The sequence below is a fragment of the Loktanella sp. M215 genome (assembly GCF_021735925.1).
Taxonomy (GTDB): domain Bacteria; phylum Pseudomonadota; class Alphaproteobacteria; order Rhodobacterales; family Rhodobacteraceae; genus Loktanella.
In genome coordinates this window covers 394,471-414,111 of sequence record NZ_WMEA01000004.1, presented here as the reverse complement: position 1 = coordinate 414,111, position 19,641 = coordinate 394,471, and the positions used below count along the sequence as shown (strand labels likewise).

Here is a 19,641-nt window from a genome sequence, read left to right as displayed (position 1 = left end):
GCCATTCGCCCGCTTTTGGACCGGCGGTCGACGGCCAGAGTGAAGGTCGTCGGGAGTTTGGCAGGATGATCTGGCGCATCATCTGGCCTTGGGTCATGCCGACGGCCTGCGAGGCCTCCCACTGGCTGCGGTTGACGCCAAGGATCGCGGCGCGGATGCTTTCGGCCATGTAGGCTGAAAAATGCAGCGTCAGACCCATGATCGTGGCGGTCACGCCGTTGATGTTGCCGATAAAGGCAAACACCTGCGGCAGGCCGTAGTAGAACAGAAAAAGCTGCACCAGCAGCGGCGTGCCGCGAAAGAAGCTGATGAAGAGCCGCACGACCCAGTCGAGGACGGGGATGCGGAACACCCGTTCCACAGCCATGACCGAGGCCAGTACCAAGGCACAGATCATGCCAATGAAGGCCATGAACAGCGTCAGTGGGACGTAGCCCAGCAGGACGGGCACCAGACTCACCATGTAGTCGACGTCGAGCGCCCGCATGGTTCTACTCTGCGACCGTGATATCGGTGCCGAACCACTTGTTCGAGATTTCGGCAAGCGTGCCGTTGTCCTTCAGCGTGGTGATGGCGGCATCGACCCGGTCGCGCAGCGCCTTGCCCGCGTCGTCGTTGCGGAAGGGCAGGGCGTTGCGGATTTCGCTGAACGGCTTGCCTGCGAGGGCCAGCGGCAGGGGGCTTTCCGCGATCAGCTGGGCAGAGGAGACGCGGTCCATCACGAAGGCATCGACGCGGCCAAGGGCCGTGTCCTGCGCGATGTTGCTTTCATAGGTCCTGATGTCGATATCGGCGGCATTGGGCAGCGCGTTCAGCAGCTCTTCGAAGTTGGACCCGAGGTTCACGGCGACGGTCTTGCCTGACAGGTCGGCGGGGCCGGTGATCGTGTCCTCGTTGCCCGCCTTCACCACGACCTGCGCGCCGTCAAAGACGTAAGGCTGCGAAAAGGCGAACTTCGCCTCGCGGTCCGACGTGATGGTGTCGATGCGACCGGAATCCAGCGCGCCGATCAGACCCGAGAAGGACATGGTGATGAAGTTCACGTCGTCGCCGGTCTCTGCGGCGACGGCGTTCATGAAATCGACCTCGAACCCCTGCAATTCGTCCAGCTTGACGAACATAAAGGGGAAATAGCCGCCCGACATGCCGACATTGATTGTGTCGGCCTGTGCCGTGCCAAGGGTAGAGGCCAGCGCGAAGGCCGCGATTGCGATCGGTTTCATCATGGTTCGTTCCTTTCCCACATTCGGTGATGGAATAACAGGTAACATGGTAGTTTTCCGCTTCAATGGGAGTTGCTCAGTCAAGACGGGCGACAAACGAACCTCGGAGAGTTCGGAAGCATTTTCCGGCTTTGGCCGCTATTGCGGAACGCTGTCAGCTGGACTGGCAAGGCTTGGGGTAAAAGCTGGGATGATTGAGATGCGCGGTTTTCTGCGCCGCCGGTGTCTCGAACATCTGAGGGATAAACCTAGATTTGTTCGATATCAAAGGGTGCTGACTCAAATAAGCTCTCCACGACATGCCACGTTCTCATCAGTAAGAACGCTGTACCTTTTTAAAAGCCAATTACGCCATCAAATTCCTGGACCATTTTTGAATGATCTCCGTTGCGAGCTGATGCATGTCATTGACCACGATGTTGGGCGTGGGCACGCCTGGGACGAGCATCGGTGCGTTTCCAGGTCGCCTCACCAAAGCGGCGGCGCAGCCTGCTGCCTGAGCGCCGATCGTATCCCAGAGATGACAGGCAACCATGCAGAGGTCGGACAATTCGGCATCAAATTCCTTTGCCACATGCCGGTAGGTTTCCGGTGCAGGCTTGAACCGCATGACGTCTTGCACGGAGAAGGTCCGCTCGAAGTAATTTGCGAGGCCTGCCCGTTCGAGTGGCGTCGGTGCAGCGCCAGGCGCAGAGTTCGTCAAAGTCACCAGCCGAAATCCGCGCTCCTTCAAGGCCTCCAGTGCTGGAGCCACATCGGCATAGGCCGGCATCGCGCCGATGAGTGATTCCAACTCGTCCACATCTCCGTCAGCCACCGTTAAGTGGGATGTTTCACCGATCATCCGAAGTGCGCCAGCGGCAAGGTCGCCGAACGGAACGTAAATACCGGACAGGGTCAGCGCTTCGGAGTAAAGGATGAGTTGGGCGAACCATTCCCGCATCATGCCGGCCTTCCCAAACATCCGCTCAAAAAGTGGTTCCAGTGTCGTCAGATCCAGAAGGGTCTCGTTGACATCGAATACGATAATGGAGGGGGAGTGGGCTTGGGCCATGGGAGTCCTCTATCGGATTAAACGGCTGGTGATCTCTGCTGCAGGTTGGTTCCGTCAGTATTGAAACGGGACGTGCTGGAAGGGCCGTGATCCGAGCTTTTCCGGTTGAAAACCCGCCCTATTAGAGGGCGGGCTTTCGGGAGCGTCTGAGCCATTACTTCGTGAAGTGATCCTTCAGGAAGTTCGCGGCCTCGGTGATCGCGGCTGTTGTCGCGGGCGTTTGCGCATAGGCGTTCAGCATCACGAAATCATGCGTCGTAAAATCGTAACGCGTGCTCTGCGTTTCGACCCCGGCCAATGTCAGCTTTGATGCAAAGGCCTCGCCTTCATCCCGCAGCACGTCGTTTGCATCGGTGATGACCAGCGCTGGCGGTAGGTCCGCGATATCTTCTGCGCCGTAGTTTAGCGGAGAAATCATCGGATCGGCACTATCGGTGCCCTCGGGCAGATAAGCTTCCCAGAACCACGCCATGCTGGCTTTGGACAGCCACGGGCCGTCAGCGAACAGTTCATAGGAGTGGCTGGTCAGGTCGGCGGTGGTGACCGGGTAAAACATGACCATTGCGTCAAGCGCGGGGCCATCGGCCTTGGCGCGCACGGCCGTCACGGCCGCCATCTGGCCGCCGACGGAGTCACCTGCAATCGCAAGTTGGTTGGCATCAATGCCAAACTCTGCGGCATTTTCCGAGACGTACTGCAGAACAGCATAATCCTGATCAAGCTGGACAGGATGTTTTTGCTCGGGCGCAGGACTGTATTCGACAAATACCATTGACGCGTTCGTCTGCGTCGCCATATCCCGCATCAGCCGCTCATGGGTGGTGAAGTTCCCCAGCACCCAACCGCCGCCGTGAAAGTAAACAACGCCCGGCAGCGTTTTGCCTTCGGTACCAGCGGGCCGAACTTTATAAACCTTGACCTCGCCGGTGGGGCCGACATTCAGGGTCATCTCCTGTACGTCCGCATCGGGCATTGCGGTGTCGCCCTTTGTCTGCGCGTCGATCAGCACCTGACGGGCCTCGTCATAGGGCAGCTGGTTGATCGGAGTAGAGCCTTTCAGGCTGTCGATGAATTCTTGGGTGGTCTTTTCCTATACGACTTCGGGAACATCTGTGTTCGGCGCGGTGGTGTCCTGCGCGAACGCAAAAGCTGGAATGGTTGCCAAAGTGACTGTTGTCGCGAGTGTCCTAAAGGAATTCATTGGGTGTCTCCTGGAATGTTTCAGTGGCCCAACGGTCAGTCCATATGGAAGGTTGCCGCAATACCTTGGCTTCACGGTTACGTGACGCCTTAGGTGCGTTGCCGGACGTGCACAGCGCAAAGTCGGTGGAGCGTTTTGTCGTAAGGAGCTACCGCAATCGGGAGAACCATTTGACACAAACCTAGTTCCGCAGCGGACCTTGGTAGGACACTCGGCGCCTGGATGCGCTCACAGCTAAATTTTGGGTGGTACCCCTTTTGCAGGTGCTGGCGGAGCTTGAAGTTCTCAAGGGAGATGACGGCATCTCAAGTTCTGGTGATCGTGCATTAAATTTGCGCCGCACTTTTAAGCCGGGCGTATGATCTGTTGAGGAGGACGTGCATGGAGCGCGGCCACGATCCGGGAGGACTATCATGATCCGCAATCTGTTTCTGAGCACTACAACCCTTGTCGCGCTGTCGGCGTCACCGCTGTTTGCCGCCGCCCATAGCGAGATGGACGTCAGCAAAATGACCTGCGCCGAACTGATGGCGATGGACATGGATGGGATGATGGCGGCAGCGACAGCCATTGATACGGCAATGAAGGACATGCCGGCCGGCGACGCGATGGCGGCTGACGGCGCGATGCCCGCCGATGGTGCGATGGCGACCGAGGCAGCACCTGCAACCGATGGTGCCATGGCTGCTGATGGCGCGATGGCTGCTGACGGAGCGATGGCTGCTGACGGAGCGATGCCCGCAGATGGTGCGATGGCAGCCGACGGGGCGATGGCAGCCGACGGTGCCATGACCGAAGAGGCTATGATGAAGATGGAAGAGGCCTGTGTCGGCAAGGAAGATATGATGGTGATGGATGTGATGCACGACTCCATGTGATGCCAACCCCGACCCCGCTCTTTTCAGGACGGGGTCATTGGCCAGAAAGGCGAGGCATCAGATGGCACTTCATGAGAGCACCGACACCTCGCCCCACGGCGGTGATCTGGTGCGACGGCACAGACTTTCGACGCGGCTGTGGCATTGGACCAACGCGGCAGTGCTGCTGATCATGCTGGGCAGCGGATTGATGATCTTCAACGCTCATCCACGCCTCTACTGGGGCAATTACGGGGCCAACCCTGATCCGGCCTGGCTGGAAATCGGGGCGACTGCCGATGCCGGTGTGCTGACTGTGGCGGGGCAACAGATCAAGACGACGGGAGTTTTGGGAAAGTGGACTGACAGCGGCGGTGTTGTGCGCAACCGCGCCTTTCCCGGCTGGGCCACGATCCCTTCGACCTATAACCTGGCGCTGGCGCGCCGATGGCACCTGACCTTCGCCTGGCTGTTCGCCGGGGCGCTGCTGATCTATGCGCTGCGCAGTCTGTGGAACGGGCACACGCGGCGGGATCTGCTACCCACGCGAGAGGAGCTGCGGCCCCGCCATATCTGGGGCGACATCAAGCATCACGCCACGCTGAACTTTCCCAAAGGCTTCGCAGCTTTGCGCTACAATATACTGCAGAAGTTCGCCTATCTGTCGGTGTTGGTGATCCTGCTACCCGGCATGGTGCTGACGGGTCTGACCATGTCACCGGCTGCGACCGCTCTGATGCCTTGGCTGATTGACGTGTTCGGCGGTCGGCAATCTGCGCGATCGTTGCACTTTATCTTCATGGCGCTGCTGGTCGGATTTTTTATAGTCCACATAATCATGGTCCTGCTGGCAGGACCCTTCAACGAAGTCAGATCGATGATCACGGGCCGGTTCCGCTTGCCAAAGGAGAAGGGCCAATGAGCAAGCTTCTGACACGCCGCAGCCTGTTGACGCTGGCGGCTCCGGCGGTCCTGATCGGTTGCGATCGCCTTGGTGCCACGCCCTCTTTCAAACAACTGGTGCTTGGGGCAGGCGAGTGGCTGGGCACCCGGATCGGACCGTTTGTGGTCGGCGATGCGCTGGCGCCGGAATTTGCCGAAACAGAGATGTCGCCCGACTTCAGGGTCAACGGCAACACAATGCCGAACGATCCAGCCTATGCTGCGCTGATGCGCAACGGCTTTTCTGATTGGTCGCTGCCGATCGGAGGACTGGTCACCACGCCGGCGCAATACTCGCTCGCCGAACTGAAGATGCTTCCGCAGCGTACCCAGATCACATTGCACAATTGCGTCGAAGGTTGGTCTGCCATCGGTAAATGGACCGGGGTGCCCCTGTCCGAAATTCTGCGCACCGCGGGCTTACAGCCGGATGCGAAGTTCGTGATCTTTCGCTGTGCCGATGATTTCAACGGGACCCCTTATTACGAGTCGATAGATTTGCGCAGTGCGATGCATCCGCAGACGATCTTGGCCCATACGATGAACGAAGCGCCCTTGCCGGTCGGTCACGGGGCACCGGTCCGCCTGCGGGTCGAACGCAAACTGGGCTATAAGCATGCCAAGTTCATCATGGGTGTCGAAGTCGTGGCCAGCCTTGAGGGCCTGGGGAGAGGCAAAGGCGGGTTCTGGGAAGATGTAGGCGATTACGACTGGTATGCGGGGATCTAACAAGATCGGTGTCACGGCCTGAACACGCCAGGATCGTGCGTGGGGTCCGGTGCCATGCGCACCGGACCCCTGGCACTCAGGCCTGAGTCAGACGCTTGTTCTGCGGAAACATCACTGCCTTCGCCGCGTCGTCCATGTCCTTCTTGAAGGAATACTCGGTGGACAGCGCTTCCGCGGCCTTTGCGGCGGGGCGCGCGTTGATCTCGTCAAGCAGGCGCTTCACGTTGGGAAGGGCGGTCCACGCTTCTGCACCAAGGATAAACGGCACGGCACGCGCCCAACCCCAGACAGCCATGTCCAGAACAGTGTAGGTATCGCCCATCATGTATTTGCCTTCGGACAGGCGCTTGTCGATCAGACCCCAATGGCGCTCTGCCTCAAAGTCATATCGGTTGACAGCATAGTCCTTCGGCTCGGGCGCAAAGTGCTTGAAGTGCACGGCCTGGCCCGAGTACGGACCGATGCCGCTGGCCACGAACATCATCCATGACAGAAATTGCGCCTGCATCTCTGATGTCTTCGCCGGCAAAAACTTGTCGTACTTCTGCGTCAGATACAGCAGGATCGCGGTGCTGTCGAAAAGCTTTGCCGCGCCGTCGGTCATCGCGGGCGTTTTGCCATTGGGGTTGATTGCAAGGAAAGCCTCGCTGAACTGTTCGCCCTTGCGCGTGTCGACAGGCACGACCTCGTAGGCGACACCAAGCTCTTCCAGCAGAAGAGCGACTTTCGCAGGGTTCGGCGAGGGGTGAAAATAGAATTTCAGCATAGGTTTCTCCATTGGCGGCAGGGCCGTGGTTTCAGGCCCGACATGTTGATGGGTTTGGCCTTCAGGTCTTTCTAGCGGAAGTCAGAGATGGTTCCCACTCACCAAGCTGTGGGGACAGGCAGGGGCTAGCATCACCGATATTCGCCGCTTTGACAAACCGCGGCAGCTGATGGCGTTCCTCGGCCTTGTGCCGGGAGGACGGTCCAGTGGAGAGACGCGCCGTCAGGGAGGGATCACAAAGGCGGGCAACGTGCTGGCCCGATCGGTTCTGATCGAGGCAGCCTGGTCATACCGCACCCCGGCCAAGATCGGCGCGCAAATGATGCTGCGTCAGGAGAGCATCCCTCAGGCTGCGAACGATATCGGATGGAAAGCGTAGGTCCGCCTGTGTGGCCGTTACCGCCGCCTGATGGCGCGGGGCAAGAAGTCTGCACTGGCTGATGCGGCGGTGGCTCGGGAACTTGTCGGCTTTATTTGGGCCATCGCCCAGATCACCGAGCCGACTGGTGCTGAAGGTGCAGCGTGACTATTATCTGCTCCCCCCAACCGCGCCGCTGCCCGCCATAAACGGCGTGGCGGTCAGCGACGAGGCTGCTGCACAGCATTGTAGAAGCAATGAAGAAAACACCGGAACAGGAACTGAAAGGAAAGAATGCAGCGCGACAATCAAGGTGAGAATCCAGCGTCAATCAGGATGAGAACGCGGGTTTGGGGGCACGTAGGGAGGGCGTAGCCCGACCGGAGGGGCCCCAAACCCGCGTTTCGCCCCTAATGGGTGGGTCTGACGGTCGTGACCGGTTCAGGTAGAAGACGATTTTTCCGTGTTGGGAGATCGTTCATGCCGGGCCGCCATGTCACTGATCAACAGACGAGGCTCTTTATGACGTTCAGACAATCCCAATCCGTTCCGGTGGCCGCTGCCAAGGCTGGTCTCAGCCAGGCCACCGGCTATCGCCTGCAGGCAGATTTGATCCTGCCATCCCACAAGAAGGCTCCGCGGGGCAGACGTCGCCCGGACCCGCTTTCGGATATCTTCGACACCCAGGTGCTGCCTCTGCTGAAGTCGTCTCCCGGTCTGCGGCCAGTTGCGATCTTCGAGGAACTTCTGCGCCGATATCCTGATCTGAGTGCCGGCATCCGGCGCACGCTGGAGCGGCGGATACGGGCATGGCGTGCTGAGCATGGTCCCGAACAGGAGGTGATCTTTCGGCAGATCCATGTGCCGGGCAAGATGGGCCTGTCGGACTTCACCGACATGAACAAGCATGGCGTGAGCGTTGCGGATCAGCCCTTGGAACATCGGTTGTATCACTTCCGGCTGGCCTATTCAGGCTTCGAGCACGCCCATGTCGTGCTGGGCGGAGAGAGCTATATGGCGCTGGCCGAAGGCTTGCAGAACGCGCTCTGGTCTCTTGGGGGTGCGCCTGCGGAACACCGGACCGACAGCCTTTCGGCCGCATTCAAGAACCTGGAGCTCTCCGCCCAGGAAGATCTGACCGACCGTATGGATGCGCTGTGCAACCATTACGGCATGACGCCATCGCGCAACACCAAAGGTGTGGCCCACGAGAACGGCGCGATCGAGGGGCCTCATGGCCACCTGAAGCGGGCTATTACTGATGCGCTGATCATGCGTGGGTCGCACAACTTCGAGGATCTGGCTGCCTATCGCCGCTTCATCGACGAAGTCGTGGGGCGGATCAATGCGCGTAATGCCAAGCGCATCGATATTGAGCGCGCCAGCCTCAACCCTTTGCCCGCCCGGCGGACCACCGACTATGAAGAGGTCACGGTGCGCGTCACATCATCGGGCGGCTTCCTGCTACGCAAGGTCTTCTACACCGTGCCATCCCAGCTGATCGGTCATCAGTTGCGGGCGCGGATCTACGATGATCGGCTTGATCTGTTTCTCGGTGCGACCTTCCTGGTGACGCTGCCGCGCGCCCGCGCAACACGCCATGGCCCACATCAGCATGTGGTCAGCTATCACCATGTCATCCATTCGCTGCGTAAAAAGCCCATGGCACTGATGGGGTTGGTCTACCGCGACCAGCTGTTTCCGCGGCAGGCCTTCCGTGACGTGTTCGCGGTCATGCTTGAACGGGCAACAGAAAGGGTGGTCTGCCGCATGATGGTCGACCTTCTGGCACTGGCCCATGATCGTGGCTGCGAGGCCGAACTGGCCGTCCGGATCGAAGAGGATCTTCGTCAGAAACGATTACCTGACATCGAAGCTTTGCGGGCCCTCTTCCTACCCTCGGCTGACAGCCTGCCCGCGGTCGAAGTGCAATTGGCTGATCTGTCGGCCTACGACCAGCTTCTCAGCAATGCGCCGATGACACCGCAGGTGGCGGCATGACATCGAGCGATATCGACGCCGCCCGTCTCACCCTTGCTCTGAACGAATTGCGCTTGCCCGCCATCAAGGCCCTCTGGCCGCGCTTTGCCGAACAGGCCGATAAAGAAGGCTGGCGTGCGGCCCGTCTGCTCAGTGCTCTCGTGGAGCATGAACTGGCAGAACGCGACCGCCGCCGCATCGAACGCCATATTGCCCAGGCACGCCTGCTTCCCGGCAAGACACTCGACACCTTCGACTTCACCGCCGTTCCCATGCTGTCCAAGGCGCATGTCAACGCCATCACCGCTGGTGACAGCTGGGTCGGAAAGGGTGACAACATCCTGCTGTTCGGGCCGCCGGGGGTCGGCAAGAGCCATCTCAGCTCCGCCATAGGGCGGGCACTCATCGAGAATGGCTACCGCGTGCTCTTCACCCGCACAACCGATCTGGTCCAGACGCTTCAGCAGGCCCGACGCGACCTTGCGCTGGAAAGCGCTCTTGCCAAACTCGACAAATTTGACCTGCTGATCCTCGACGACATCGCCTACGTGACCAAGGATCAGGCGGAGACCAGCGTGTTGTTCGAGCTGATCAGCGCCCGATACGAACGGCGGTCCATGCTGATCACCGCAAACCAACCCTTCGGTGCATGGAATACAATCTTCCCTGACCCCGCCATGACATTGGCCGCCGTCGACCGACTGGTCCACCACGCCACAATCTTCGAGATGAATGTTGAAAGCTATCGACGAAAAGCGGCCCAAAAGGCAACAGGATCAGGCCGCGCAACAAAAATGGACAGCACCGGCGACAACAGGCATGCCTGATTGACGCTCCGCGACAATCAACAGCCATATATCTCTTGCCCGCGACAAACTGATCAGCCAACCTCAACCTGTCGCGGCCAAGGATTATCATCCTGATTGTCGCGCTGCTCTCATCCAGATTGTCGCGCTACAAAAGAAACCCGAACGCAGATGATGCGATGGCCAAGGTGCCGGAGCCGGTCAGAGAAATCCCCCAAGATGGTTCGAGAGCGGCGTTTGCCGTATTCACGTGCGACAGAAACAGGGATCTCTCGACGTATGCCGGTATGCGCCTTTGACGCGCGGATAAGAGCTTGGTCAGCTGTCGCTGTTAGCTCCGGCATCCTGCCCATCGCTTTCTGACGACGCGAAACGCCTGCCCAAAACAGGTGGTAGATAAGTCGTGCGCATACCAGCAGATAAAGTCGTTTACTTCGCCGATGCCGTGCATCCGGAATACCAGACCAAGCCAGCATTCGGCTGGGTGAGGGTGGGATCAAATCCAGCGGTCCTCAGCACGGCAGGGCGCGGTCGTGTGAACATTCATGGGGCTGTGAACCTTGAAACCTTCTATGCACCCTTTGTCGAGCCCATGACCGTTGATGGGGTCAGTGCCGTGCAGCTTCTGACCAAGATCGAAGCGCGCAACCCTGACAAGCGCATCATTCATGTCATCTGGGACAACGCCGCCTACCACAAAGGGTCCGATGTCAGAGATTTCCTCGCCAGGACAGCTTGCCGTATCCATCTGATCCAGCTGCGGCCCTACTGCCCTCACCTCAATCCGATTGAACGGCTTTGGGCCGTCTTGCATCAATACGTGACCCACAATCGTTACTACCCAAGTCAGAAGCAGTTCGCCGACGCCATCCTTGCATTCATGCGTGAGACCATCCCGCAGGAATGGACGAAATTCCGTGACAAGGTCTCAGACAACTTCAGTGTCATAACCCACGAGAACTTTCGGGTTTTGACGTAGAGCCGGTATAAGCCAAAAGCAACGGTGATCGGGCGCTACCAGCTCGCCCAGAAACGCGCAGTCTGACGAGCGAACCACAGAGTTTTTTGGACGCCGAACACTGAGGGAGCCTGGCCTCGTGACAACACGCCGGAAGGTTGAAGTGGGGCGCTCCTGTGAAGGGTTGCTATTGTAGGAGTATCAACTTCATGTGGTGCGTGACCGCAGTTGATTTCGTTTGCCGCATAAAAGATGAGCTATCATGACTACGCAAATGGCATCGCGTCAGGAAGACACAGACCACATCCTCAGGAACATACAGGACTACGCCCGCGCGGTGAAGCTACTGACGTGGCAGCGACAAGGCATCATCGCATCGGTGGCTCTGCTGACCGGATGGTTTTTTTCACCCTGGCGAGCCGAATTGTTCTTTGCGGTCGGCATGATGTGCGAGTACGTCGACCTGACTTTGGCCAGAAAGGTCGATCGGATCGCCCCGGACGACAGACAAGCGACGAGGTATGCCTATGCGGGCTTCATTGCCAATACTGTCGTAAGTGCTTCGGCCATTAGCATTTATGCGATTTGGGTCGGACAGACAGAAGACGGTGTCGGTTTGTTTACGGCCTTGTTCTGTCTGTTCTCAGCGGCGCTCTATGCCGCTATAAACAACCATCAGATAGCAATTGCACTCGCGATCCGGATGGTTGTTTACGGTGCATCGTTCATTGCGATCACCCTCATAGATCTTTTGGTCGACCATCCGCCATTTACACCGCAGCCATGGCTCCAGTTCTTTACGGTCCTGTTTGCGATGTATTTCGTGATCGACTGTTCGCTTTGCTTTCTGCGCTTGTACCGGCGAGATTTGAAACGACTTGAAGACCTCGAGATGGAGCATGCGCGTACGAAAGCGGCTCTTGTCGTGAAGTCGCAGTTTGTCGCCATCGTCAGTCACGAACTCCGCACGCCTCTGACGTCAATCAAGGGGTCGTTGGATCTGGTCAACTCTGGAAAATTTGGCGACTTGCCACTCAAAGTGGAAAGATTGCTGGAAGTAGCGGGCCGGAACACGCAGCGTCTCGCGACGCTCGTCGATGATCTTCTGGATATGCAGAAGCTCGAAGAAGGACAGATGAAATTCGAAAAAGAGACGATCGAATTGGGTGCGTTCATCACGGATGCCATCGAGTCTCATCAAGGGCTCGCGAAACGGTATAATGTGCGACTGGTGGCCGATACAGTGACCGGGAGGCTTGTGTATGCCGATACCGACCGATCCAGGCTGATGCAGGTGGTCGGGAATATGATTTCCAACGCAGCCAAGTTTTCGCGAGCCGACGGTGATGTCGATATCTGGCTTGTCGCTGACAAGGGACGGGCTCGCATTTCGGTCCGCGACCACGGGATCGGAATTCCTGACGGCGCAAAGGATCAGGTTTTTGGCCGGTTCACGCAAATCGATTCATCAGAACAACGCAAATTCGGCGGGGCGGGACTTGGTTTGAACATCTCTCGGGAAATTATAGCGGCCCTTGGCGGCACAATCGACTACGAAAGTACACTCGGCGTCGGGACAACGTTCTACGTCGAGGTGCCCTGCGATGAGGTTGATCAGACAGACCAGATCGCCAGCTCAGATTGGCAGCAGACCACCCTAGTGAGATAGGTCTTTGTCAATACTCACAAGGGCGAATGCGTCAGCCGAAGGTGTTTGGGATCCCGTATACAAGAAGAGCCTCAATGGGGCGGAGACGGCGCTAAAATTAAAACACAACAGGCTTGATGATCGGCCTCGCCACACCTATAGATTGTGACAGACTGCGTGGACTGTTTCCGAATCAGCGATAATCGTGGAGAGGTTCTGTGCAGCTCGTTCTGTGTCGTTGGCCGCTTAAGTGAAATCATTCGGCTGTTTCGTATGATCAAGTTTTTAAGGATGTTGCTGAGTGCCTCCACCTATTGATTTTGTAATCGGCTTCATCGCGGTCTCCTATTTTCTTGTCATTGCAGCTGCAACCAAGCAGCACTTTCGACCTGGAAAATACCCCGCTGGCATGTACGTCATATCTGCGCTGTCGTTGATCGGCATAATCACACTTATGACCTACGCCTTCGTCTGGGGACTCGCATATGCCGCTGCGCCACTGACTTTCATGCTGGTTGCCTTCGCCCTGTTTTTCTGGGCAATTTTGCACAGCAAAAAGAAGGAATTGCCCCTCGCATTTGATGAGGGCGCTCACGTTAGCGGAATTATTACAAGCGGCCCCTGGGCGTATGTCAGGCATCCATTCTATGTTTCTTACACGCTCTTCTGGTCAGGCTGTGCTATCGCGACAATGAGCCAAGCTTCGGCTCTTGTTTCCGCCACACTAGTAGTCATCTATATTTACTCAGCTATGAAGGAAGAAAAGACACTTAGGACCGGCCCTCATGGCGATACCTACTTGACCTATCGCAGTAGCACAGGTTTCTGCCTGCCTAATTTCTGGTCTCGAAATTGACCATACTAGCGCGAAATTTCGACGTCGCAAAAGTGCAGTGCGAGAATGATCTCAGAGCAGTTGGGGCATTCCGGTATCGCTGTTATCTTGCGGACGGCTTAATCGAAAGCCGTGATGACGAGATTTTCACCGATCAATACGATGCAACAGATACATCCCATATATTTATGGTTTTATCGAGCGGACAAATTGTCAGCACAATTAGACTTCATCTTCTTACAGAGGCCTGTCACCGTTCAGCGACGATGGCAACGTTTGCAGACATTCTAATGCCCAAGATAAAGTCCGGCATGATCATTTCTGACGCCGCCCGGCTCGCCGTAGATCCCCATATCGGGCGCTTGAGATTGCTTGCTGCCCGGCGGACCCTGCGGATCTATGAGGATTTCGTCGCGGAAAATGCTGTTGAATTTGGAGTGGCATCTGTACTGGAGAGCCGGATCGATATGTACAACAGGATTTACGGCTTCAGACAGATATCTGAGCCGCGTCCCTACGGTGATCTGAAGAAAAATCTAGTTCTCATGGGCGTCGATCTGCGGAACGGCCAGTATAAGGGTTTTAATCGGATCTGATATACCAGTCACCGCTGATCGCGATGAGGTGCCCTGCGAAACAGGAATGTTGTCAGGACGGACGGGGTATTAGGCAGTCGCTTGATACCGAGCTCCCTTTCAACATAGAGATTGGTGAGGGAGGTTCATGTGATGGATTCCCGATCGGTCAATCGTAATCAGGCCAATCAACGATATCACTTAGAAAACTAGCGCGCACTACTTAATGAGGCAGGCGCCAAGAAGGGCGCGAGAAAGGCTTGAAGCTCACGTAGCGCTTGTCATAACGGCCGGGACGAGTGCAATGAATTGCTGCTAAGGTTGCACAACACCGGTTATGAAAATTTATTAATCTGCCAAAATCTTCTATTACTCTTATCATCTTAAGGCAGAAGACGATGAAGAAAAATTGCCCAATTTATGACGAAAAAATAAATAAAATAAAAAATATCGAAAGATTAATCGTAATATTTCGCATAGCTGCCACTGGAACTATAATTGCCGCACTGGGATTTTTGTTTCTTCAAGCCTTGCAGTTTCTTTAACATAATCACACATCATGCGACAAAGAACTCTTCTATCACGCCTGTCCGATTAGAAAGTGATTCTGAACAGTGGCGGAGCGCTCGGCCGTCGGAGGCAGATTGCAAAATCTTTAACCAAGATAGGGGGGTTTGTCGCAACCCAGAATAGAATCCGCCCCGCTACAACGTCTGACGCCGATAAGCCTAATTATGAGACAGACCGCGCAGCCTCAGATTTGCTGAGGTAGCGTCGGACAACGCCATCTGACTGCCCTGCATGTCGAAGACCTGACGTTCTGCTACACGCAAATCTGAAATTGCTATAAACTAATCGGCATGACGCTGCGCCCGACTAGCCACTCTGTTCTGACTCGTGAGCTGCGGCTCGGATGGGCGCGTGCTATCCGAGCCGATGCGTATGCGCATTCGGATGCCCGTATCCGCCGCGCTTGCCGCATCTTCTTATCCGAAGGAGGGGCCAAAGATTTGTGTGTACGCCGTTGGGCAACCGAAATGCTCAACGCTTTGTCACCGAAAGACAGCGGGTCTACATAAGCGACATGCCGCAGCTTTTCATTACATTTCAGGGCGGTTTCTCGGCAGCTACATTTTGACGGCATCGTTCATCAGCGCAGGTTCCGCAGGTGAGGGCTGTCCCGCAGTATCGTTTGACCGGTGCGGTTACCTCCTGAAATGCCCGTCAGGCAAAATGTTAGATCCCCATACGCAATCAACAAACACGTGAAATTTCTAAGAGAAGTTAGAGGTTGAGGCTCGTGTCAGGTCCGTGAGTCCGACACAGTGCACAACCGAGTCAATTGCGTTTGCAACACTAAGCTCTCGGTGCGAACCGATGCCACTGCTTGGAAAGACCGCAACATGTCACAATTCGAAGACCAGTTTATCACCTCGGGCGGTATCCGGACGCGCTATTGGAGCGTGGGTGAGGGTGGCATTCCCCTCGCACTTTTGCATGGACTGAGTGGCACCATTGAGGACTGGTCGGAGACCCTTCCGGCGTTGTCGGAGAACCGCCGTGTGGTCGCTATCGATCTTCTCGGCAGCGGAAAAACATCAAAGCCAGCCGACTGCACCTATGCCCCAGATACCATGCGGGATCACGTCCTGGACGTTCTCGACGCGCTTTCCCTGAATGTCGTGGATATGAGCGGCTGGAGCCTTGGCGGTCGCATCGCCCTCGATATCGCCTGCGCCGCACCCCATCGCTTGCGCCGCCTTGTGCTTACTGCGCCCGCCGGCATCGGGTCAGATACTATGATCGATTTCAGTACGTCGTTACCAGCCGTCATGGGGCAGGCGATTACACGACCAGGTGCGTCTGGTCTCCGGATCCTCTTGAATGCCATCCATAGCGGAAACAGCAGCCGTTTGGCATCATTTTCCGCACGGCGCATTTCACTCTTCGCCGACATAGCATCGCGGAAAGCTTTCATTGGACAGTTGAAAAGCTTCGTCGGACCAAAGGGCTTTCTCGAGGGGCCCCGTCACGATTTGCTGGCGAAACTGCCCATGATCCAGACGCCCACCCTTGCGGTTTGGGGCCGGAACGACAATTTATCGCCCTTTCACCACTCCGCGGTTCTTGTGGATTTGATGCCGCATTGTGCGCTGCAAGTCGTAAAGCACTGCGGTCATGCGCCACAGATTGAATGGCCCGACATTTATACAGGAGCGCTGAGAAGCTTTCTCGATGGAAGCCTTGCAGGTGGCACGTCATTTCTCTAATTCTAATTCACCGAAAATTGCCTTTCACAGCGATTGCAATGTTCAAGGGCTGATGAAAATATTTCGCTGCTTCGCAAATGTCGAATTAGTATTTGAGCGATACACTTTGTTTTCTGGCAAGATGATTTACGGCAGGGCTACGCATCAACTTAGGAATAATGTGCAGTGTATAAACGACTTAAAGTCGACGCCATGACGCAGATAAGGCAGGACGATTTCTCATCCTGCCTTTACGACCTTTGCGGCATCAGTGAGAATCGTTTGCTTACTGGGGCTGCAATTCAAGTCCAGCCAGCGGGCAAACCTGATCGTCGACTTGTGCAATTGAGAGACCGGTCTCCCCGCGCTGCACGCCACAGGTCATGGGGAAGACTGTTGTGCCGATGTCACCCTCAGCGTCAGACAGGGTAATCTGACCGTCGGTTGCCTCGTAACGACCGGTCGCTTCTTTGCCGCTGTCTGCATTCGTCAAAGTGAATTGGCCGTCGTCTGTAAGGACCATGGCGATGGCACCGCCGGAATAAGACCCAGGTTCAAGCATTGCGGTGGCCTGATCGTCGGACTCTGTTTGCGCTGTCTCGTCAGAGGTGTCTTGCCCCTGTTCCGGCGCGTCTTGCCCTTGCGTTTCGTGATCCTGAGCCTGCACACCCTGCGCCTGAAGGGCCGCGATGCGCTGTTCCACTTCGGAAAGCTGTTGGCTTCGGGAGGCCAGATCATCGGACAGCTGGGTCACGATCGCTTGCACGGATTGACGTTGCTCTTCTGCTGCCGTGTTGTCGGCTGCGAGCTGATCCCGACGTTGGGTCATGTCATCAAGCTCTTTCGAGAGGGCCTCGCGCTCTTCCGTCATACGTGTCAGCTCCTCGGTCGCAGTGGCAACGGCCGCCTGAGAGGCGGCCTCAGCATCACGTGCTTCCTGCACGCGCGCCTCCGCGTCGGATGCCTCTTGTGCCAAGCGCGCCGTGTCATCCGTCAGGACGGAAAGCTGCTGCTGCAATTCTGCTTGGGCAGCTCGGGCTTCCGTCAGACGATCACCCACGTTGGCGAGCTCCTGCGTCGCCTCTGTTGCATTTTTCTCTGCTTCGGCCCGCGCCGTCTCGAACCCTGCAATTTCTTCACGCATCGGGGCTAGTTGGTCTGTGATAGCCGACTGCTCGGCCCTGGTCTGATTGAGGCTGCTTTGCGCTGCCGCGATTTCATCTTGCAGCTTGCTCAGGCTTATTTGCTGCGTCGTGATCTCCGCATTGATGTTGTCGCGCTGAGCGCTGAGTGCATCCGTCTCGGAATTTAGCGCTGAGGCCTCGCTGCGCAGATCTTCCAGCGTCCCAACGGCTTGGGTCTGATCAGCCAAATCCGTCCGCAGATTGGTCCGATCGCCCAATAGGAATAAAGCAAAAATCCAGCCCACGACCGCTACGATTCCCAGAATAATCGGTATCGGCTTCTTTACATCGTCAGCGATGCCCATTGTTCGTTTCCTTCCTATATTTCAATGAGCTCGCTGCGATCAGACGGCATACGTCTTTCAACTTCATCGGTGTGCAGCAAGCGCCGTGGTAAAAACCATGTCGTGCATCATGGCTCAGCATGACCCGCGTGATCAAGGTAGGGCAAGAGCCTTTGGGCGACACCCTAAATCACTATTAGAGATGCGGCGATTGCCACTTTCGCGGTTCCTATGTTCGGAACATCAGTGCCACGGCCTTCGTTCAGTCATTGCAACATTGATATTTATGGAGGAACGACAATGGACCATTCCAAGCACATTCCGCTTCGCACGGACGAAATCTCAGCCGCAAACCTTGACGGCGCCAACGTCTACGGACCCGACGATAACCATATTGGCGATGTCGTTCATACCGATGGTGCGGGACACGGGACAAACGTCATCGTCGATGTGGGCGGCTTTCTGGGCATCGGTGCAAAGCGCGTGTCGCTTCCCGTGTCACAGCTGAACTTCATGCGTGACGAGAATGGCAAGGCGCATGCAACGACGACTATGACGAAAGATCAGCTCAAGGATCTGCCAGAATATCAAGACTGATTATCCTGACACCAGTTGTGTCCGTAGCCATTCGGCTGCGGGCACTGCTTGCATTTGGAAGTCGCACATGGGCGGCAGCAGGATCTATTCACGCAGACCTTCGCCACTCTTGATTTACCATCCTAATAGATAGCAAAACCTCACCTCAGCCTGAAACCTCAGCCTGAATTAGGTACGAAACGGTGACTAAACTGTTAGTCGCCTTTTGCCGGCCCATTTTTATCGGAGACTGACGATGGCCAACGACATGCGCGGGCAGGCAGCGACCAACCCTGCTGAGATCCCAACAGCGGGGTGGTGGGACATCCTGAAACGGGTGAAATCCGAGGTGTCGGATGATCACGTGTCAGTCGTCTCAGCTGGCGTCGCATTCTTTGGCCTTCTCGCGGTGTTCCCCGCCGTAGCGGCACTCGTTGCAATCGTCGGCTTCGTCCTTGACCCCAGTGATATCGCTGACCAGCTCGGCAAAATCGTCAGTCTGCTCCCGGAAAACGCGGCCGCGATTATTCAGGATCAGATTGTTCAGGTCACCGGCGGCGGTGAAACGGCGACGGGGTTTGCCGCAATTATCGGCTTTCTGCTGGCCTTGTATGGTGCCACCAAGGGGATGATGACCCTGATGGAGGGGATGAACATCGCATACGACGAGACCGAGACACGCGGTTTCGTCCGTTTGTACGCGACAGGTGTGGCGCTGACGTTGTTTCTCATCTTTGGCCTGCTGCTGGCCTTTGGTGTCATCCTTGTCCTCCCAGCCGTCGTCGGTCTGTTTGGCCTGCCAGATGGTTTTGAGACTGCGATTTCCTGGCTGCAATGGCCGTTGCTGGCTGTTCTGACGATGTTTGGACTTGCCATCGTGTATCGCTTCGGGCCGTCTCGCCAGGATCCAAAGTGGCGATGGGTCAGCCCCGGGGCAGTCTTGTCGACGATCCTTTGGCTTGTGGGAACGATCGGGTTTTCCCTCTATGCGCAAAACTTTGGAAGTTACAATGAAACCTACGGCACGCTTGGTGGTGTCATCATCCTTTTGACATGGCTCTGGCTGTCTGCGTTCATCATCCTCGGAGGGGCTGAGCTGAACTCTGAAATAGAGCATCAGACCCGCAAGGATACGACCACCGGGCCGGCACAGCCGGAAGGCCAACGCGGGGCCGTTAAGGCCGACACCCGCCCGGATAAGCTCGCAGGTTGTGACTGGACAGAGAGCAAAGATGAGCATGCGTCTTCGGCTGAAGACAACAAGTATGTCTCGCGAAATAGGCAACAAGGAAGTGCGGACAGGAAACCGCTATCATTGGGTGCCGCACTTATAGGCGCAACTCTGGCTTGGACGATCTCGCAACGAACGCACCGCATGAACAGCAAAGATGAAGTGTGAAGGGGTACTGCCTTCGG

Annotated in this window: 18 protein-coding genes and 2 pseudogenes; 14 read left to right on the top strand and 6 right to left on the bottom strand. The window is 56.6% G+C overall.

The window, feature by feature from the left end; genetic code table 11:
* Positions 1 to 46: 46 nt before the first annotated feature.
* The 4 genes and pseudogenes from GLR48_RS22100 to GLR48_RS22085 all read right to left on the bottom strand — a co-directional run.
* Positions 47 to 487: pseudogene (locus GLR48_RS22100) on the bottom strand (amino acid ABC transporter permease); the annotation flags it as partial.
* A gap of 4 nt (positions 488 to 491) precedes the next feature.
* Positions 492 to 1,226, bottom strand: coding sequence for a transporter substrate-binding domain-containing protein (locus tag GLR48_RS22095; protein ID WP_237065723.1), 735 nt, complete (start codon positions 1,224 to 1,226; stop codon positions 492 to 494).
* 343 nt (positions 1,227 to 1,569) lie between these two features.
* Entirely contained in the window at positions 1,570 to 2,277 is a 708-nt protein-coding gene (locus GLR48_RS22090) for a haloacid dehalogenase type II (RefSeq protein WP_237065721.1), read from the bottom strand.
* Between the two features lie 154 nt (positions 2,278 to 2,431).
* Entirely contained in the window at positions 2,432 to 3,286 is an 855-nt protein-coding gene (locus tag GLR48_RS22085) for an alpha/beta hydrolase (RefSeq protein WP_237065719.1), read from the bottom strand.
* Positions 3,287 to 3,891: 605 nt separating this feature from the next.
* On the opposite strand from GLR48_RS22085, the gene GLR48_RS22080 reads away from it, so the two are divergent.
* The 3 genes from GLR48_RS22080 (at position 3,892) to GLR48_RS22070 (ending at position 6,006) form a co-directional block, all read left to right on the top strand.
* Complete coding sequence (locus GLR48_RS22080; protein ID WP_237065717.1) at positions 3,892 to 4,356, top strand: hypothetical protein; 465 nt, start codon at positions 3,892 to 3,894, stop codon at positions 4,354 to 4,356.
* Between the two features lie 61 nt (positions 4,357 to 4,417).
* On the top strand, positions 4,418 to 5,257 hold the full coding sequence (locus GLR48_RS22075; protein ID WP_237065715.1) for a cytochrome b/b6 domain-containing protein: 840 nt from the start codon (positions 4,418 to 4,420) through the stop codon (positions 5,255 to 5,257).
* Complete coding sequence (locus GLR48_RS22070; protein WP_237065713.1) at positions 5,254 to 6,006, top strand: molybdopterin-dependent oxidoreductase; 753 nt, start codon at positions 5,254 to 5,256, stop codon at positions 6,004 to 6,006. The genes GLR48_RS22075 and GLR48_RS22070 overlap by 4 nt, the downstream gene beginning before the upstream one ends.
* A gap of 76 nt (positions 6,007 to 6,082) precedes the next feature.
* Here GLR48_RS22070 and GLR48_RS22065 read toward each other — a convergent pair whose 3' ends face one another.
* Positions 6,083 to 6,772: a glutathione S-transferase family protein gene (locus tag GLR48_RS22065; protein ID WP_237065711.1), complete on the bottom strand. Its 690-nt coding sequence runs from the start codon at positions 6,770 to 6,772 to the stop codon at positions 6,083 to 6,085.
* A 124-nt stretch (positions 6,773 to 6,896) separates the two neighbouring features.
* Between GLR48_RS22065 and GLR48_RS22060 the strand changes: the two are divergent.
* The 9 genes and pseudogenes from GLR48_RS22060 to GLR48_RS22020 all read left to right on the top strand — a co-directional run.
* Positions 6,897 to 7,298: pseudogene (locus GLR48_RS22060) on the top strand (transposase); the annotation flags it as partial.
* Positions 7,279 to 7,470, top strand: coding sequence for a hypothetical protein (locus GLR48_RS22055; RefSeq protein WP_237065853.1), 192 nt, complete (start codon positions 7,279 to 7,281; stop codon positions 7,468 to 7,470). The pseudogene GLR48_RS22060 and the gene GLR48_RS22055, both read left to right, overlap by 20 nt.
* Before the next feature lie 140 nt (positions 7,471 to 7,610).
* A complete protein-coding gene (istA, locus tag GLR48_RS22050; RefSeq protein WP_237065704.1) occupies positions 7,611 to 9,131 on the top strand; it encodes an IS21 family transposase in 1,521 nt (506 codons plus the stop codon).
* A complete protein-coding gene (gene istB, locus GLR48_RS22045; protein WP_237065702.1) occupies positions 9,128 to 9,937 on the top strand; it encodes an IS21-like element helper ATPase IstB in 810 nt (269 codons plus the stop codon). The genes istA and istB overlap by 4 nt, the downstream gene beginning before the upstream one ends.
* Positions 9,938 to 10,319: 382 nt before the next feature.
* On the top strand, positions 10,320 to 10,895 hold the full coding sequence (locus GLR48_RS22040; protein ID WP_237065700.1) for an IS630 family transposase: 576 nt from the start codon (positions 10,320 to 10,322) through the stop codon (positions 10,893 to 10,895).
* A gap of 241 nt (positions 10,896 to 11,136) precedes the next feature.
* The gene (locus GLR48_RS22035) at positions 11,137 to 12,543 is read left to right on the top strand and encodes a sensor histidine kinase (protein WP_237065698.1); all 1,407 of its coding nucleotides are present in this window, start codon (positions 11,137 to 11,139) and stop codon (positions 12,541 to 12,543) included.
* A 280-nt stretch (positions 12,544 to 12,823) separates the two neighbouring features.
* On the top strand, positions 12,824 to 13,378 hold the full coding sequence (locus tag GLR48_RS26015) for a methyltransferase family protein (protein WP_237065696.1): 555 nt from the start codon (positions 12,824 to 12,826) through the stop codon (positions 13,376 to 13,378).
* Positions 13,375 to 13,953: an N-acyl amino acid synthase FeeM domain-containing protein gene (locus GLR48_RS22025; RefSeq protein WP_237065694.1), complete on the top strand. Its 579-nt coding sequence runs from the start codon at positions 13,375 to 13,377 to the stop codon at positions 13,951 to 13,953. The genes GLR48_RS26015 and GLR48_RS22025 overlap by 4 nt, the downstream gene beginning before the upstream one ends.
* A 1,382-nt stretch (positions 13,954 to 15,335) precedes the next feature.
* Complete coding sequence (locus tag GLR48_RS22020; protein ID WP_237065693.1) at positions 15,336 to 16,202, top strand: alpha/beta fold hydrolase; 867 nt, start codon at positions 15,336 to 15,338, stop codon at positions 16,200 to 16,202.
* Positions 16,203 to 16,467: 265 nt separating this feature from the next.
* On the opposite strand, the gene GLR48_RS22015 is transcribed toward GLR48_RS22020, so the two are convergent.
* Positions 16,468 to 17,670 (bottom strand): hypothetical protein, encoded by a 1,203-nt coding sequence (locus tag GLR48_RS22015; protein ID WP_237065691.1) that lies wholly within the window; start codon positions 17,668 to 17,670, stop codon positions 16,468 to 16,470.
* Between the two features lie 279 nt (positions 17,671 to 17,949).
* On the opposite strand from GLR48_RS22015, the gene GLR48_RS22010 reads away from it, so the two are divergent.
* Entirely contained in the window at positions 17,950 to 18,246 is a 297-nt protein-coding gene (locus tag GLR48_RS22010; protein WP_237065689.1) for a PRC-barrel domain-containing protein, read from the top strand.
* 235 nt (positions 18,247 to 18,481) lie between these two features.
* The gene (locus tag GLR48_RS22005) at positions 18,482 to 19,624 is read left to right on the top strand and encodes a YihY/virulence factor BrkB family protein (protein ID WP_237065687.1); all 1,143 of its coding nucleotides are present in this window, start codon (positions 18,482 to 18,484) and stop codon (positions 19,622 to 19,624) included.
* Positions 19,625 to 19,641: the final 17 nt, after the last annotated feature.

Excerpts from the sequence above, each read along its gene's own strand:
- GLR48_RS22095 (WP_237065723.1), bottom strand. The coding sequence starts at position 1,226 with ATGATGAAACCGATCGCAATCGCGGCCTTCGCGCTGGCCTCTACCCTT.
- GLR48_RS22090 (WP_237065721.1), bottom strand. The coding sequence starts at position 2,277 with ATGGCCCAAGCCCACTCCCCCTCCATTATCGTATTCGATGTCAACGAG.
- GLR48_RS22080 (WP_237065717.1), top strand. The coding sequence starts at position 3,892 with ATGATCCGCAATCTGTTTCTGAGCACTACAACCCTTGTCGCGCTGTCG.
- GLR48_RS22075 (WP_237065715.1), top strand. The coding sequence starts at position 4,418 with ATGGCACTTCATGAGAGCACCGACACCTCGCCCCACGGCGGTGATCTG.
- GLR48_RS22070 (WP_237065713.1), top strand. The coding sequence starts at position 5,254 with ATGAGCAAGCTTCTGACACGCCGCAGCCTGTTGACGCTGGCGGCTCCG.
- GLR48_RS22065 (WP_237065711.1), bottom strand. The coding sequence starts at position 6,772 with ATGCTGAAATTCTATTTTCACCCCTCGCCGAACCCTGCGAAAGTCGCT.
- istA (WP_237065704.1), top strand. The coding sequence starts at position 7,611 with ATGCCGGGCCGCCATGTCACTGATCAACAGACGAGGCTCTTTATGACG.
- istB (WP_237065702.1), top strand. The coding sequence starts at position 9,128 with ATGACATCGAGCGATATCGACGCCGCCCGTCTCACCCTTGCTCTGAAC.
- GLR48_RS22035 (WP_237065698.1), top strand. The coding sequence starts at position 11,137 with ATGACTACGCAAATGGCATCGCGTCAGGAAGACACAGACCACATCCTC.
- GLR48_RS22020 (WP_237065693.1), top strand. The coding sequence starts at position 15,336 with ATGTCACAATTCGAAGACCAGTTTATCACCTCGGGCGGTATCCGGACG.
- GLR48_RS22015 (WP_237065691.1), bottom strand. The coding sequence starts at position 17,670 with ATGGGCATCGCTGACGATGTAAAGAAGCCGATACCGATTATTCTGGGA.
- GLR48_RS22010 (WP_237065689.1), top strand. The coding sequence starts at position 17,950 with ATGGACCATTCCAAGCACATTCCGCTTCGCACGGACGAAATCTCAGCC.
- GLR48_RS22005 (WP_237065687.1), top strand. The coding sequence starts at position 18,482 with ATGGCCAACGACATGCGCGGGCAGGCAGCGACCAACCCTGCTGAGATC.